The 16,056-nt window shown below is 36.4% G+C and carries 17 protein-coding genes and 1 pseudogene; 11 read left to right on the forward strand and 7 right to left on the reverse strand.

Annotated features, from left to right (window positions below):
* Positions 1-12: 12 nt before the first annotated feature.
* Positions 13-768 (reverse strand): DUF2087 domain-containing protein, encoded by a 756-nt coding sequence (locus tag BM260_RS07295; RefSeq protein WP_093536556.1) that lies wholly within the window; start codon positions 766-768, stop codon positions 13-15.
* A 159-nt stretch (positions 769-927) separates the two neighbouring features.
* Here BM260_RS07295 and BM260_RS07300 point away from each other — a divergent pair, with 159 nt between their 5' ends.
* The 4 genes and pseudogenes from BM260_RS07300 (at position 928) to BM260_RS07315 (ending at position 4,278) form a co-directional block, all read left to right on the forward strand.
* Positions 928-2,625, forward strand: a complete 1,698-nt coding sequence (locus BM260_RS07300) for a M3 family oligoendopeptidase (protein WP_093536558.1) — start codon at positions 928-930, stop codon at positions 2,623-2,625.
* Between the two features lie 24 nt (positions 2,626-2,649).
* Positions 2,650-3,061 (forward strand): annotated as a pseudogene (locus tag BM260_RS07305) (RDD family protein).
* Between the two features lie 195 nt (positions 3,062-3,256).
* The gene (locus BM260_RS07310) at positions 3,257-3,658 is read left to right on the forward strand and encodes a DoxX family protein (protein WP_093536560.1); all 402 of its coding nucleotides are present in this window, start codon (positions 3,257-3,259) and stop codon (positions 3,656-3,658) included.
* Positions 3,659-3,675: 17 nt separating this feature from the next.
* The gene (locus BM260_RS07315; RefSeq protein ID WP_093536562.1) at positions 3,676-4,278 is read left to right on the forward strand and encodes an NADPH-dependent FMN reductase; all 603 of its coding nucleotides are present in this window, start codon (positions 3,676-3,678) and stop codon (positions 4,276-4,278) included.
* Positions 4,279-4,427: 149 nt separating this feature from the next.
* On the opposite strand, the gene BM260_RS07320 is transcribed toward BM260_RS07315, so the two are convergent.
* Positions 4,428-5,006: a TetR/AcrR family transcriptional regulator gene (locus BM260_RS07320; protein ID WP_093536564.1), complete on the reverse strand. Its 579-nt coding sequence runs from the start codon at positions 5,004-5,006 to the stop codon at positions 4,428-4,430.
* A 144-nt stretch (positions 5,007-5,150) separates the two neighbouring features.
* Between BM260_RS07320 and BM260_RS07325 the strand changes: the two genes are divergently transcribed.
* The 4 genes from BM260_RS07325 (at position 5,151) to BM260_RS07340 (ending at position 8,955) form a co-directional block, all read left to right on the forward strand.
* Entirely contained in the window at positions 5,151-5,909 is a 759-nt protein-coding gene (locus tag BM260_RS07325; protein ID WP_093536566.1) for an SDR family oxidoreductase, read from the forward strand.
* Positions 5,910-6,072: 163 nt separating this feature from the next.
* Entirely contained in the window at positions 6,073-6,720 is a 648-nt protein-coding gene (locus BM260_RS07330; RefSeq protein WP_093536568.1) for a lysoplasmalogenase, read from the forward strand.
* Between the two features lie 36 nt (positions 6,721-6,756).
* Positions 6,757-7,983, forward strand: coding sequence for a peptidase T (gene pepT, locus BM260_RS07335; protein WP_093536570.1), 1,227 nt, complete (start codon positions 6,757-6,759; stop codon positions 7,981-7,983).
* Between the two features lie 12 nt (positions 7,984-7,995).
* Entirely contained in the window at positions 7,996-8,955 is a 960-nt protein-coding gene (locus BM260_RS07340; protein ID WP_093536572.1) for a DMT family transporter, read from the forward strand.
* Between the two features lie 113 nt (positions 8,956-9,068).
* Here the strand turns inward: BM260_RS07340 and BM260_RS07345 are convergent, their stop codons facing one another.
* Both BM260_RS07345 and BM260_RS07350 read right to left on the reverse strand, forming a co-directional pair.
* Positions 9,069-11,225, reverse strand: a complete 2,157-nt coding sequence (locus BM260_RS07345; RefSeq protein ID WP_093536574.1) for a YhgE/Pip family protein — start codon at positions 11,223-11,225, stop codon at positions 9,069-9,071.
* 202 nt (positions 11,226-11,427) lie between these two features.
* Positions 11,428-12,624 carry an NAD(P)-dependent malic enzyme gene (locus tag BM260_RS07350; protein WP_093536576.1) on the reverse strand — a complete coding sequence of 399 codons (1,197 nt, stop codon included), beginning with the start codon at positions 12,622-12,624 and terminating at the stop codon, positions 11,428-11,430.
* A gap of 426 nt (positions 12,625-13,050) precedes the next feature.
* Between BM260_RS07350 and BM260_RS07355 the strand changes: the two genes are divergently transcribed.
* From BM260_RS07355 to BM260_RS07365, 3 genes are all read left to right on the forward strand, one after another.
* Entirely contained in the window at positions 13,051-13,743 is a 693-nt protein-coding gene (locus BM260_RS07355; RefSeq protein WP_245762662.1) for a hypothetical protein, read from the forward strand.
* 80 nt (positions 13,744-13,823) lie between these two features.
* Positions 13,824-14,135: a DUF3243 domain-containing protein gene (locus BM260_RS07360; protein ID WP_093536580.1), complete on the forward strand. Its 312-nt coding sequence runs from the start codon at positions 13,824-13,826 to the stop codon at positions 14,133-14,135.
* Entirely contained in the window at positions 14,128-14,337 is a 210-nt protein-coding gene (locus BM260_RS07365) for a hypothetical protein (protein WP_093536582.1), read from the forward strand. Before BM260_RS07360 ends, BM260_RS07365 begins: the two co-directional genes overlap by 8 nt.
* 69 nt (positions 14,338-14,406) lie before the next feature.
* Here the strand turns inward: BM260_RS07365 and BM260_RS07370 are convergent, their stop codons facing one another.
* The 3 genes from BM260_RS07370 to BM260_RS07380 form a co-directional block, all read right to left on the reverse strand.
* On the reverse strand, positions 14,407-14,946 hold the full coding sequence (locus tag BM260_RS07370; protein ID WP_093536584.1) for a biotin transporter BioY: 540 nt from the start codon (positions 14,944-14,946) through the stop codon (positions 14,407-14,409).
* A 158-nt stretch (positions 14,947-15,104) separates the two neighbouring features.
* Positions 15,105-15,491, reverse strand: a complete 387-nt coding sequence (locus tag BM260_RS07375; protein ID WP_093536586.1) for a DnaJ family domain-containing protein — start codon at positions 15,489-15,491, stop codon at positions 15,105-15,107.
* 92 nt (positions 15,492-15,583) lie between these two features.
* On the reverse strand, positions 15,584-16,048 hold the full coding sequence (locus BM260_RS07380; protein ID WP_093536588.1) for a PH domain-containing protein: 465 nt from the start codon (positions 16,046-16,048) through the stop codon (positions 15,584-15,586).
* Positions 16,049-16,056: the final 8 nt, after the last annotated feature.

Consider the following 16,056-nt stretch of genomic DNA (forward strand, 5'->3'; position numbering starts at 1 on the left):
CCATCCTTCTATTTAGTTTTTCACCCAATACGCACTACCATCGTCTTGTCTGTCCAAAAATCCATACTCTATTAAGTAACGTCTTAATGTTACAAAATCCTCATAAGCATTCTTTAGTACATGATTTATTTCTTTCTCTGTGTAAATTTTTCCTTTTTCAAATCTTTGGATCAGAACTCTTAAGGTTGCTAGTTTTTGCTTTTCTTTCCTCGGAAATTTCATAAGAGGTCCATCTATTCCATCTGGGAAGAATTTACTTTCGATATATTTTTGTTCTTCTTGCGTGATGTTATACCGATCGTCCACCATCGTTGCAGTCTTATGAAGCGGTAAAAATGTCGGCGCATGATTGTCTTTTGCCTTTAACAATTCCATCATCGCTAAAAACACTTTTGCTTGTCGCTCCTTTTCCTTTAATACGAAACGGTGATTTCGAATTGTAGAAGAGCTTCCAATTCCTAACTCTGTTTGTATTTCTGCATCACTTCTACCCTCATAAAAGAGGCGTAAAAGGCTATTTTGATGTTCGGTTAAGCCAGTAAATTTTTTGTTAAGCCCTATTAGATATTGAAAAACAGAGTCATGCTCCGTTTCAATATGATGCTTCATGAATTTTTCTGCTTCATATAACATATTATTCTTTGGATAAATGAATCCCTTTTCAACTTTAAAACCGCACATAATACATATATACATTTCGTCTTCTTCAGCATACCCTGACTTTAACTGTTCTGAAGAGGCATTCCAAAGTAATTCTGACACTTCCATATACAAACACAACCAATCTTTGTTTATTAATTTACAAACATTATATAATAACGTTTGTAAATTATCAATATGTAAAAATGTGGTTGCAATTTATCTGAAAATAATAAACAATATGAATAAGGAGTTTCGTAAAGCGAAACGATAGAGAGGGGAATTCCATTGGTTACATTTAACGATTATGAATATAAACGTCCAAATTTAGAACAAGACAAATCTACATTTAGAGAGTTATTAACAAAATTTAAAGAAGCTTCTTCTGTAGCAGAACAGAATGAGGCAATCGAGAATATCAATGCATTTCGCAATGATTATTCTACACAAGCAAACTTAGTTTATATTCGTGCATCTATCGATACTAATGATGAGTTCTATCAAAAAGAGCGTGACTATTTTGATGAAACGAATCCTGAAATTGAAGAGATGATTACTGAATACTACAAAGCGTTGGTTGAATCACCTTTTCGAGATGAACTGGAGGATAAATGGGGCAATCAACTATTCGATTTGGCAGATTATCAGATTAAGGCATTCTCACCGGAAATTATCTCTCTTATGCAAAAAGAAAATAAGCTTGCATCCGACTACTCGAAGCTAGTTGCTTCCGCACAAGTAGAATTTAACGGGGAAACATTAACACTTGCACAGCTGGGACCATATGCTGAATCTACCGATCGTGATACTCGTAAAAAAGCAAAAGAGACTAGTAGTGGATTTTTCCATAAAAATGAAGCGAAATTTGATGACCTTTATGATCAACTAGTAAAAGTACGCCATGAAATAGCAACAACTCTCGGGTACAAGAACTTTGTAGAGCTCGGCTATATTCGTATGAACCGTATCGATTACAATGCAGAGATGGTAAAAAAATTCCGTGATCAGGTCCGTGATTTTATCGTTCCTGTTGCAACTAGACTTTATGAGCGACAAGCAAAACGCATAGGCGTAGACAGTCTGAAGTATTATGATGAGCCTTTTAACTTCTTAAGTGGGAACGCAACACCACAAGGTTCTCCGGAGTGGATTGTAGAAAACGGCAAGAAAATGTACGAGGAGCTCTCTCCTGAAACAGCGGAGTTCTTCCAATTTATGATTGACCGTGAATTGATGGACTTAGTTGCGAAAAAAGGAAAAGAAGCAGGTGGTTATTGTACGTTTATCGATAACTATGAATCTCCTTATATTTTCTCTAACTTCAATGGAACATCTGGAGATATTGATGTATTAACGCATGAAGCAGGTCACGCTTTCCAAGTGTATACAAGTCGTAACATTGGAATCCCTGAGTATGTATGGCCGACCTATGAGTCATGTGAGATCCACTCGATGAGTATGGAATTCTTCACATGGCCTTGGATGGAATTGTTCTTTAAGGATCAAACAGATAAATATAAGTTTGCTCACTTAAGTAGTGGACTTCTGTTTCTACCTTACGGTGTGGCAGTCGATGAATTCCAACATGCTGTATATGAAAATCCAGAGATGACCCCCGCTGAACGTAAAGCTACTTGGAAGAAAATCGAGGAAGTTTATTTACCTCACAGTGATTACGATGGTAATAGTTATTATGAGGCAGGTGGGTTGTGGCAACGCCAAGCACATATTTTTGCTAGCCCATTCTATTATATTGACTACACACTTGCTCAAATTTGTGCATTCCAGTTTTGGAAGCGTTCAAGAGAGGATCACGAAGCTGCATGGAAGGATTATTTACATCTTTGTCAGCTTGGTGGGTCGACATCTTTCACTAAATTAGTGGCAGAAGCTAATTTGATCTCTCCATTTGAGGAAGGTTGTGTGGAATCCGTTATTGGCTCGATTGAAGAATATCTGAATAGTGTGGATGACTCTGCATTATAGATTAATGAAAGATGAAAGGAGTTAATTCAATTGAATCCAGCTGGTTTTTGGATTAGATTAGGTGCCTCCCTCCTAGATGGTATTATCATAGGGATACCCCTGGCTCTTATTAGCCTTGCACTGCTTGGAGAGGCTGACACTTGGTTTACTTCTTCGACACAACTGATCTATTCGTTGTTAGTCCCTGTTATTTGGACTGGATACACAGTTGGCAAACGAATTTTGGGCATACGAATCGTGCATTTAGATGATACCGATGTCAGTTTTTTGGACAATGATTAAACGAGATTTAATAACAGGTCTCGTTTATGGATTAACCCTAGGAATTGCTATTATCGTTAGTGCCTGCATGGTTGGCATTCGGGAAGATAAACGAGCAATTCATGATTTTATAGCAGGCACATATGTATCCTATAATCCACCTTGGCAAAAATAGTTGTAAGAACAAGCATTCAGCAGGATGCTTGTTCTTTTTTATTTGTTACAATTATGCACCTTTTCACTCGGTAATTTTCTGTTAACAAAGAAGAAAACCTTTTAATTACTTTTTGTAATCAAATGTATTGTATTTAGTTAATAACTATATTATATTAAGTTACGTTAAGTAACTTAAATGGAGGATTTTTTTATTATGAAGAAGCAACAACTTGCAACACTTATTTTACGTGTCGTGTTTGGACTTATGTTCTTAATACATGGCATAGCAAAATTCCAAGGTGGTATTTCAAATACCGTTGGATATTTTGAGTTCCTTGGTTTACCAGGATCTCTAGCATACGCAATTGCGATTATTGAATTAGTCGGTGGAGCATTACTGGTAGTTGGACTTGGAACACGAGTAATTAGCGGGCTATTTGCGGTAATAATGCTAGGAGCAATTTTCTCAGCGAAATTATCATTCGGATTATTAGGCGATGGTGTATCCGCTGGATACGAATTAGAACTAGTCTACTTGGCTATCGGTATTTACTTTGTCTTAGTTAATCCAATTAACTTATCACTTGATGAAAAACTGTCACAAAAAAATAAGTAAAGATTTGGGGTATAAACATGAGCTTTATGAAAAAAATATTCGGATTAAATTCAAATGAAGAGCAAACAGGAGGAAATGACATGATGAAAATTGGTATCGTTTTAGGAAGTACACGTGAAGGACGCGTTAGTCCTCAAGTTGGAGCATGGGTAAAAGAGTTAGCCGACAAGCGTGGAGACGCAGAATATGAAATTATTGACATTGCAGATTTCAAATTACCTCTATTAGGTGAAGCAGGCGGCGACGCATCAGGTGCAGCAGCTTGGTCAGCAGCCATTGCAAAACAAGATGGATTTGTATTCATCGTTCAAGAATACAATCACTCAATCACAGGAGCACTTAAAAATGCTTTAGATTATTTACGTGAAGAGTGGAACAACAAAGCAGCAGGAATCGTATCTTACGGTTCAGTAGGTGGGGCTCGAGCAACCGAGCATTTACGTGGTATTTTAAGTGAATTACTAGTAGCGCATGTACGTGTACATCCAGCACTATCTTTGTTTACAGACTTTGAAAATGGGACAGACTTCAAACCAGCAGCAGTACAAGCTGATTCAGTAAACCAAATGCTAGATCAAGTTATCCCTTGGACAACTGCTTTAAAAACTGTACGCAAGTAATTAAGCAACGCTTTACAACAAGTTAAGTTTTGATTAAAAAGACTTATCCTCTCGGATGAGTCTTTTTTGTATAATCTTTTAATCGTCTTTATTTCTCCACTTATTCTTTTATTCTTCAAATATAGGAAATACCATATATACCAAGTTCACTAATTCCTCGCTATCGCGCTCAATGTTTGAACTAAATGAATGTTCATGTCATCAACGGACTCTTTAAAATTACTTCGATGCCATTCAATAATTAAACCAATTATTGCATTTGTCATAAAAGAATATACAAATTTTTTAGATTCATCATACTCCCCTATTTTACTATCTTCTATAAAATTCGAACGGATTGCATCAAAAAACATGTAGTAGTATGTTGTAGACACATTGTCTGATAAAATAATATGGTAAAAGTCTTCGTACTTTTTGACATGGTGAAAAATGCGAACTGTTTTTGGATCTAGATTTTTGTAAACTGAAGACTTTAATTGAAGTGCAGAAATGTATTTATATGGTTCTTTATAAGATTCTTGCAAATCTAAAATGACCTCTTCAAAAAATTCCTTAAAAACATCTCCAACCTCCTCATAGTGGAAGTAGAAAGTCCCCCTATTTACACCAGCTTGTCTACAAAGCTCGGACACATTAATATCAGTCAGACTTTTGTTTTTTAATATATGAGTTAATGCTTGATAGATAGCTTTTTTTGTCTTCACGACTCTTAAATCTTTTGTTTTCAATAATATCTCTCCTTATCGAACACTTATTGCAATATGTGTTTGATATTGTACAACTATTGCGATAACTGTTGATTGAATACGTTTTCATTTTAAACTATACTGTTATTGTACAACTGTATAATAACATATGAGGAGGAAATAATTATGAGATTACAAGACAAAGTAGCTATCGTTACAGGCGCGGCTTCTGGGATGGGGAAATCTATCGCTGAGGCTTATGCAAAACAAGGCGCAAAGGTCGTTGTTTCCGACTACAATTTAGAAGGTGCAGAAACTGTGGCAGCAGCTATTAAAGCAGCTGGCGGAGAAGCAATCGCTAACCGTACAAACGTAGCAGTACTTGCTGATTTAGAAAACTTATTCGCTGAAACAAAAGCAGCATTTGGTAAATTAGATATTTTAGTAAACAACGCTGGGATCATGGATGGAATGGAGCCTGTTGGTGAAATTACTGATGAAAAATGGGATCAGTTATTCGCAGTAAATACTACTGGCGTTATGCGTGCAATGCGTATAGCAACTAACATTTTCTTAGAACAAGGACACGGAGTATTCGTTAACAACATTTCTGCAGGTGGATTACGTGGTGCTCGTGCAGGTGCAGCATACACAGCATCTAAACATGCAGTGTCTGGTTTAACTAAAAATACAGCTTATATGTACGCTAACTCAGGGATTCGTTGTAACGGAATCGCTCCAGGTGGCGTCATGACTAATATTCAAAATTCTATGACTAGCCTTTCTGAATTCGGTATGGGTCGTCAGCAAACAGGTAGCGGTACTATGCCACGTGTCGGTCAACCAGAAGAAATTGCACAACTTGCAGTATTCTTAGGTTCTGATGAGTCAAGCTTCGTTAATGGGCAAATTATTGCCGCTGATGCTGGTTGGACTGCTTACTAATAAATAAAGCTCTTTCTTCCACAAGACAATACCAAGCAGAAATACAACCAGTTGCCCTATTCACTATGGCAGCTGGTTCTTTTTTTTATTTAGATTCGCATACAATGTGGAGGAAGTTTTATCTTCCGTAACGAATTTAATAAGAAAGGGGAGTGTTTGTTTTATGTGGAGCAAAATTATTGGGGTTTTAATTGCAATTATGGGTATTATTTATATTTTCTTTATTCCAAGTGACCCTGTTTCGACAAAGATTATTTTCAAACTTATTCCGATGCTACTTATTATATTGTTTGCTTCTCTACAATCTGGAGGAGAATCTAAAAAGTACAAGATACTTATTTTAATCGGACTCACTGTTTGTATGTTTGCTGACGGATTAATCTATTGGTTTATAGTCGGACTTATAACCTTTTTGATCGGGCATATTTGGTATATCTTCGCATTTAGAAACATCAAACAAACATCCATTCCGAAATGGGCAATCGCATTGCTATTAATATACGGGTTATCAATGGTAATTTGGTTAGCTGGAACACTCTGGTCTCAAGGAGATACAGTGTTAGCGCTGGCAGTTATTATTTATATTGCAGTTATTCTGACGATGGGTTGGAACGCTTTCCAAACTGCAAACAAATTTGTTATTATTGGGGCTATTTTATTTATCTTTTCGGATTCAACCCTTGCTATTAATAAATTCATAGTAGATATTCCTTTCTCAGATGCACTTATAATGATTTCTTATTACGGAGCTCAATTTATGTTTGCTCTTAGCATTCATTATTCCGCAACTCGAAAGAATCTGTTAAAATAAGAACTAGCTTTACAAATCGAAAGGAGATTTAATCTCATGAAAGAGACTTTAATAGAGCGACTAGTGCGCTATGCAAAAATAGATACACAATCCGATGCTTCAAGTACAACATGTCCAACCACTGAAGGTCAATGGGACTTACTCCATGAGCTGAAAAAGGAATTGACTACAGTTGGTTTAGAGGAAATTACATTAGACGAAAACGGTTATCTTTTCGCCACTTTACCCGCTAATACTGATAAAGAAATGCCAACAATCGGTTTCTTAGCTCACGTAGATACAGCTACAGATTACACAGGAAAAAATGTAAATCCACAGCGAATCGAAAGCTATGACGGACAAGATATTACTCTCAATGAGCATACTGTCATGACCGTTCAAGACTTCCCTGAACTAAAAAATTATGTTGGTCACACACTATTAACTACAGATGGTACTACGCTTCTTGGTGCCGATGATAAAGCAGGAATTGCCATCATTATGACTGCAATGGAATATTTTATCCAACATCCAGAAGTAAAACACGGGAAAATTCGAGTGGCATTCACACCCGATGAAGAAATCGGGCGTGGTCCTCATAAATTTGATGTGGAAAAATTCGGAGCAAACTTTGCCTATACAATGGATGGTGGTCCATTAGGAGAATTACAATATGAAAGCTTTAATGCAGCTAGTGCCAAGGTTATTACAAATGGGAAAAGTGTGCACCCAGGGTCTGCAAAAGACAAAATGGTGAACTCCATTACAATGGCTACAAAATTTCAATCTCACATGCCAACAGATGCAGTACCTGAAAAAACCGATGGATACGAGGGTTTTATACATCTGATGAATATTAATGGCGATACAGAAAAAACAGAGCTTAGCTATATTATTCGTGACCATGACCGTGAGAAATTTGAAGCGAAAAAACAATTATTCCTAGATACTGCTGAAAAGATTAAAGCAGAATACGGAGCAACTGCTATCTCTGTAGAGTTAAACGATCAATACTACAATATGGGTGAAAAAATCACACCTGTTATTGAAATTTTAAATGTAGCAAAAGATGTGATGATTGCTTTAGATATAGAACCACTTATTATTCCAGTACGTGGAGGAACAGATGGCTCACAGCTTTCCTATATGGGAATGCCTACACCTAATGTATTTACAGGTGGGGAAAACTACCACGGAAAATACGAGTTCATCTCTGTAAATGATATGGCAAAATCAACAGAAGTTGTAAAGGGTATTATCCAGTCGTTTGAACAGCAGGCTTAAGCAGGTGCTAATATGCGCGAAATATTACTAGGTATTTTAGCCTCCCTATTTTTTGCTGTAACCTTTATACTTAATCGTTCTATGGAAATATCTGGGGGGAGTTGGATTTGGAGCTCCTCCCTTCGATATTTCTTCATGTTGCCTTTTTTATTCATCATTGTCTACTATCGAAAAGGTTTATCTCCAACCTATAAAGAAATAAAATCTGCACCTGCTGCTTGGTTTCTATGGAGCTTTGTAGGATTTGTATTATTTTATGCACCGCTCACTTTTGCAGCAGCTTATGGGCCTGGCTGGTTAATATCTGGAATGTGGCAATTCACGATTGTTGCTGGAGTTCTACTTGCGCCATTATTTTTGATAAAGATGGAAAACAGAATCATTAAACAAAAAATCCCGGTCGTCTCATTATTTATTTCCCTACTTATTTTAGTAGGAATTATTCTTATACAGATTCCAAATACAGATACAGTTAATTTGCAAATGATTTTTTTAGGGATTTTACCTGTACTTATAGCTGCATTCGCTTATCCCTTAGGGAATCGTAAAATGATGGAACATTTGAATGGACGCTTGGATACATTTCAACGCGTTTTAGGCATGACTGTTGCGTCTATGCCCGCCTGGATCTTAATGGGTATTTATGCTATTTTTACCGTAGGTTTACCATCTTCTAGTCAAGTGTTTCAATCATTTATTGTAGCTGTGAGTTCTGGAGTGATCGCTACTATTCTATTTTTCATGGCAACAGATCGAGTTCGAAATCACCAAGGGAAACTAGCTGCTGTAGAAGCGACACAGTCAACCGAAATCATTTTCGTCATTATTGGTGAAATGTTTTTACTACATGTGCCTTTACCAGCACCAATTGCACTTATAGGACTTGGAATTATTATTTTAGGTATGTTCTTACATAGTTACTATACAAAATTATTAAATACGAGAGCTTTAAAAGGACAAACTAAAATATAATTTTTAAGATTAAGTGGATTCGGGTGCTGTGTTAGACCCGCATTATCTCACTTTTGTTCTTAAAAAGAGGATTGACAGCTTTAGCAGCCGTCAATCCTCTTTTAATTATGCAATTACACGTTTGCACTAGTTAATCCATCATTGTCATGATTGCTTGTAGAAACGCGTTTAAAATTGAAAGCAAAGACTACAAAAGTTAATATTAAGCTTACGATTAAACAAATTAGAAGGAACCACATATTCATAATCATGAAACCTGTATCTCCTAAAGAAATAATCGATTTAAACCCTGCATTAGAGTATGTTAACGGTAGATATTTACTTAATGCTTGTAAATTTTCTGGTAACATCGGAATTGGTAAATTCGATCCTGTAGTAGATAGTTGCAAAACAATAAAAGCAAGTGCTACAAAGCGACCAATATTCCCTCCCAATGTTACTAGGAAAAATACGATGGACATAAATGTTAAACTAACAAAAATAGTGAACAATATAAACAAAGGAATACTATCCACTTGTAGTTTAATAAATACTAACGTAAATAGCGACACGATTAATGCTTGTGCTATTGCAAACAAAGAAAGCTGCATCAATTTACTAGCATACCAACTAATCACAGATCCTGGAGTAGTAACTGGTCGTTTAAATTCAACTACAAAAGATAATAATAAGATACCTACAAACAATGCTAAAGACATAATATAAGGAGCTGTAGAATCACGATAGAATTTATAATTATTAACCTTTTCTCCAGTTAAAGTCACGGGATTTGCAAACATCGCTATGTTAGCATCACTCACTTGAATACCACTAACCTCACTAGCACCACCAGCTAATCCAGTAGAAAGCTCTTGGCTACCAGACTTAAGTTGTGTTACACCATCGTTTAGGGAAGTAACTCCTAAAGTCATTGTTTCCCAACCAACAGCCACTGTTTGGTTTCCAGAACTTATTTGAGTTAGTCCATCTTTAAGTCCAGAAACGGCATTACCAACTTTCGTCCAAGAAGCAGAAACCGTTGCGTTACCATTCGCAACTTGGGTAGCACCACTTTTTAAACGATCAATACCAGCTGTAGCTGCTGTTTGACCACTTACTAATTGGTTAAGACCTGCATCTAGCTGTTTAGAACCTGCTGTCAGTTGAGAAGCACCTGCAACTAAAGCATCTGCTCCCGTTTTTAAAGGTTGCACTTGTTGACTAAATTGCGTTAAGCCTTTAGAAACCGCATCACTCGTACCAACAAGAGTCATAAATTCAATATCTTGTGCAAGTTCAGGATGCTTCCCTAAATATGCCTTTAATCCCTCTGTTAATCCTTGCGACCCTCCTGTAAGCGTTTTCGTAGCTTCTGTCACTTTTCCTAAACCACTTGCTAATTGCTGACTTCCTGGTTGTAACTGTTTTTCTAATCCGGTAGTTAAACTAGTGCTACCCGCTTTAGCCGATTTAAGTCCATTTAGTACTTGTTCGGAACCAGCCTTAAGACTATTAATACCTTGTACCACTTCTTTAGAACCTGCCGCTAGCTTCTTAATATCACCTTCTCCGTTTTTTACGGAACTAAGAAGTTGCCCTGCGCCACTTTCCGCTGTTGCAGCACCAGTTGCTAACTTTTGAATATCACCAGACTTATCATTTAAAGATTGTAGTAACTGGCTTGTTCCATCACTCAATGTTGTAGTTCCTTCAAAAAGCTTATTGGATCCATCTGCACCAGAAGCGAAGCCATTTGAAATATCTCCAAGTCTAGAAAATAATGTTTGAGTATAGGTTGCTGTTATTTTATTGCCTAGTTGTTCTCTTAGTTTTTCTGTAGCACTTTTTGTTACTTGAGAAGCCATGAAATTTAGGCCTTCATTTTGAATATAACGTAATTCTGGCACTACTGGATTTGCATCAAGTACAGAGGATGCTTTTTGAGAGAAGTCCTCAGGAATCTCTACTACCATATAGTACTTCTGACTCTTTAACCCCTTGTTTGCTTCTTCTTGTGAGACAAATTCCCAACCTAAGGCAGGATTTTGTTGTAATTCTTCTACTAAGTCCTGTCCAATATTAATGGCTGATCCCCCGGAGTTTGCACCTAAGTCTTTGTTCACAAATGCCACAGGTAGATTATCTAGATTATCGTAAGGACTCCATGTTGCTGAAAGTAAGATTGCTACATAAACAATTGGTACTAGTAATACTCCTAATACAGAAAACAACACCCCTTTCTTCTCTGTAAGCCTAGCTAACTCCAGACCTAGCATTTTGAACGCTCCCATACTCTATCCCCTTTACCCTTTTTTAGAATAAAATGAATGACCATTCATTTTCCTTCTACATCTATTATATTTTAAATATTCGGAAATTTCATTATTTTTCTAGAATAGTAATTTGAACTATAAAATATACGACAAAAAACGACTTAATTACTACATTAAGTCGTTAAATAAGATATATTTCCCTATATCCTTCCATTACTTACTAACTTTTAAGTACAGGCTCATAAAGTGTAGACACTCCCGAAGAAATTGCCGCCTTACTTACTGCTGAAGCCACAACCTGAACAACCCTTTCATCCAAAGCTCTTGGAATTATATAGTCATCTTTAAGCTCATTGTCATTTACTAATGAAGCAATTGCCTCAACGGCAGCCAACTTCATATCCTCATTAATATCGGTGGCTCTAACATCTAAAGCGCCTCTGAAAATTCCAGGAAAAGCCAATACATTATTTACTTGGTTTGGATAATCTGATCGGCCTGTTGCTACTACTCTAACTCCCCACTCCTTTGCAATCTCATATGGAATTTCAGGATTAGGATTAGCTAGTGCAAAAATAATGGAGTCCGTGTTCATCGAGAGAACTAAGTCTTTTGTCAGTAAATTAGCTACAGAAACACCGATAAATATATCTGATCCTTCCATCGCATCTTTTAAAGAACCTGTTAAACCAAGTGGGTTTGTTAAACTTGCAATCGATTGTTTAATAGGATTCATCCCTTGTTCTCGGCCTTCATAAATAATCCCCGTTGAATCACACATAATGATATTAGTATATCCCAACTGGAGGAGTACTTTTAAAATTGCCATGCCAGCAGCGCCAGCTCCATTAATCACAACTTTAACATTATTACTTGTTTTGTTTACTAGTCTCATCGCATTTTGAAGTCCCGCACCTACTACAATTGCAGTACCGTGTTGGTCATCATGGAAAACAGGAATATCTAATTCCATGCGAAGTCTATCTTCAATTTCAAAACAACGTGGAGCCGAAATATCCTCTAAATTTATAGCGCCAAAAGTTGGACTTAACGCCTTAACAATTTGGACTATTTCATCCACGTTTTTTGTGTCCAAACAAATCGGGAAGGCATCTACACCAGCAAACCTTTTTAGTAAAATTGCTTTCCCTTCCATAACAGGCAAGGCAGCTCCTGGTCCTATGTCACCGAGTCCTAATACTGCAGTACCATCTGTCACTACTGCAACCAAGTTTCCTTTAGCAGTATAGTCATAAATAGTGGATGGATTGTTGTGGATTTCAATACACGGTTCTGCAACACCTGGTGAGTAGGCTAAACTTAAATCCTCCATGCTGTTCATGGGAACCTTAAAGACAACTTCCATCTTTCCCTTACTTTCACGATGCAATCGTAATGCTCTTGTTCTTAAATCCATCGACACATCCACCATCCTTTAGTATTTTCCCAATTGATAAGGATTATTAAGTTTTATCTAAATAATCTTTATATTCTGAGAATTATAGATAGTATTAAAGTGGATGTCAACAGTTAATGATTAGTGAAGTTCTTCACAAATAACTTCCTATGTTTATATTTTACTGGAAAATAAAGTTAAATTATTTTGGAGATCGAATTAATTTTTTTGCTCCAATAAAAAAATCGGTAACCTATTAAAGGCTACCAACGTATTTATGCACTATCTCAACTTTGAGGGGGTTAAGGTGTGCCTATCACCAGCTACAATTTGGAGAAAAGTCGCTGTTTTTAAACTTCTCAACTAGGAGAAACTTTCTATATGGTAATGATAATCATTTTCAATTAAAAAGTCAACTGTTTCTATAAAAAAATGTATACTACATATATGACAAACTTATCGAGTGACCAAATCCAACAATTAAATAACTATAGTGTATTTATCCAACCTAACGGAACAATATTATTCAAAGGGAATGATATCGCTAATGCACTCCCTATTATTAAGCTAATCTCTTCTTCACCTAATGAACCCATTGCAGCTTCTTTCTTTATGAGAAGGGTCGGAATGTTCATCTCCATGCAGTTTTATATGATGACTATGTATGATGAAATTTGGGATGGACCTATAGAACAGCTCCAGTTTTTTAGTACAACAGAATATGGGAATAAAACAATCAGTACATTTATCCCTCCAGAATATTTTCGAGACGTACAAGAAAATCGCAAATTGGATGTTCAACTTATATGGGAACAACAATGTTTTTCTATAATCAAACAACTCCGCTCAAAATGTAGTATATCTCCATTAGTTCTTTGGGAAAATGTGTTTGGTTACTTACTATGGCATTACTATACCTTTTTTGAAAATCCCGCGTTGGAAGAGAAAGCCAGAAATGATTGGTATCTGTTAAAGGATTCGTCCATTTGGGAGTCATTTAGTACGAAAGAATATTTCCGACTTTATTTGAAAGATCAACAACCCGCAGAACTATTAAATACAACTGTTAGAACCACTTGCTGCTTTTCAAAGGATATACCCGGATTGCAAAAATGTGGATTTTGTCCACAATCAAAATAAAATTATTAGATTACTCATGCATGATTGCACACTCTTTGGACATACCTAAGTAGAGTTCAATAAAAAAGGAGTGAGGAAGATTGGGAAACAATATAGATGAGCGTGTCGATGCTAAGCTTGATAGTATTGGTCAAGAAGAAAAAGAACAAATTCTACAAAATTTTTCTAACTTTAAATCGTATTTATCTGGAAAAGTTGCAGCCGGTGAAAAAATGGGACTTAGTGATGAAACATTAGCTAAAGCTACTGAAAAAGTTGCTGGTTATTTAGCCAACCACGAAGAACCACGCAACCGAGAAGAACATGTTCTTCAACAATTGTGGAAAAGTGGAGACAAAGAGCAGCAACAAGCCCTTAGTCATATGCTTTTAAACATGGTTAAAAATGGCTGATATTCGTAAGGAAGCAACTGGAAGGATCCTTGACAATCCCGATGGAGTACGTACCACTAAGGAAAGCCTATTTGATATGCATGAAGACATGCAAACTGTAGATGCGCTTCCTGTCGAGGACATAAATATTGAATTTCTAGATGAAAAAGACCACAACCACACAAAAAATCGTTCACTTAGTTCAGAACGATACCCCAAATAAGAAAAACACTTGCTCCACTATCCCACTAGGAGCAAGTGCTTTTTTTATACAATGACTTTACACAGAAGCTTATATTAGTTTTGCCGCTACCAGTCTTGTCCGAATAATAATGCCTATTAGTGCAGCAACAACCGCTTTTGCAAGGTCGGGAAGGATAAATGGTAGCATTCCCCCTTTAAACGCTGCATCCCAAGGAAGTTCAGCTACTATTTTCAACCAAATAGAACCAAGTATTAGTATGATAAATACAGCTATGATATTTGCGATAATTGCTTGCATCCTCGAATACTTAAAAGTATCCAAATACCACCCGACAAATAGCGCAGCAGGTATTATTGCTAACAGGTATCCACCTGTCGGTCCAAGTACAATACCAAATCCACCTTTCATCCCAGCAAATACTGGAATTCCAATTACCCCCATTAATACATATACCGTTACTGCAAGAGTTCCATACTTAGCTCCTAATATAGTTGCTGTTAGCATTACCGCAATTGTCATTAATGTAAATGGTACAGGTGGAACATTAATCATGATTTGTGCAGCAACTGCTATGATAGCTGCAAACAATGCGGCTACAATCATCATTTTTAAACGTTCATTTCTCATAAAAGTTTCCCCCTTAATAAATGAGTTAACCTAATTAAATTTAAAGGTTAACTCATTTATATTTTAATAAGAAATAGAACTTCCGTCAATACAATTATTTAAGAAGTACGTTAACGCTAAAAAAAGCCGCAATCCAGAGGATTGTGGCTTAGTTATTATTACCATCTGCTAGCGGCGGAATCTATTGTTTCTAATCTCACCAATCCTTTTTGCATAGGTGGTGGACATGCTTTATTGTACTGCATTATTTTATCATTTACCTTTGTTACCCTAAATTGTAGTCCTTCTTTTTCACCATTTAAATAATTTTTCGCAATATCATGCAGTTCGTCCCTTATCTCATGCTGAAGCTTTAACCAGTGTGGTTTATATCCAGCATCCTTCGCAATTTTTTGGAAGTGTTGAAAGATATCACCGGTTAAGTATTCCTCCGATATTGGCTTCCCCGCGCCCTTTAAGTTGTCCATGCCACCTGTCTTCGAATACTCTTTAAGAATATCCCCTATCAAGTCATTACTTGGCTTATTGAAGCTATCATTATCCATAATGCACCTCTTCCCTGAATGATTGATTTCATCTTGGAATGCCATTAATAATATACTATGCAAGAGCGATCATCTACTGCCCCCAATGCTAGCTATACGTGAGGTATTACATTAGAGGTAGCATGTGGCGCCTTTTGTAATAATAATTGTAAAAACTGTTCCTGATTGTCTGGAGAAATTATTATACTCCCCATTAACGAGTTTTTATAATGAATTTCCAGTGCATTCTTAGAAGAAAGAATACGATAGCCCACTAATATATTCGATGATTTATTTACCTTCGTCATATCCTTATACTTTATTTTACTTCGAAAAGGACCTCCTTTGACATATAAATAGTCATCGTTAAATATGTAATGAATGTCAAAAGAAATCCATACGAGAAAACCAGTACATATTAAAAACAAAGCAATCATAATCCAAATAGCCAAATAATCAGGTGAATTTGTATAGAACAATTCGTATGCTACTGGCCACATTATCGCTAACGCAATAATAACTAGCGCAACCGACATCATCATCTTAAACGTCCTATCCATTTTCGAACGGAATTTCATCCAATTCT

This window comes from Psychrobacillus psychrotolerans, from assembly GCF_900115805.1.
Lineage (GTDB): Bacteria > Bacillota > Bacilli > Bacillales_A > Planococcaceae > Psychrobacillus > Psychrobacillus psychrotolerans.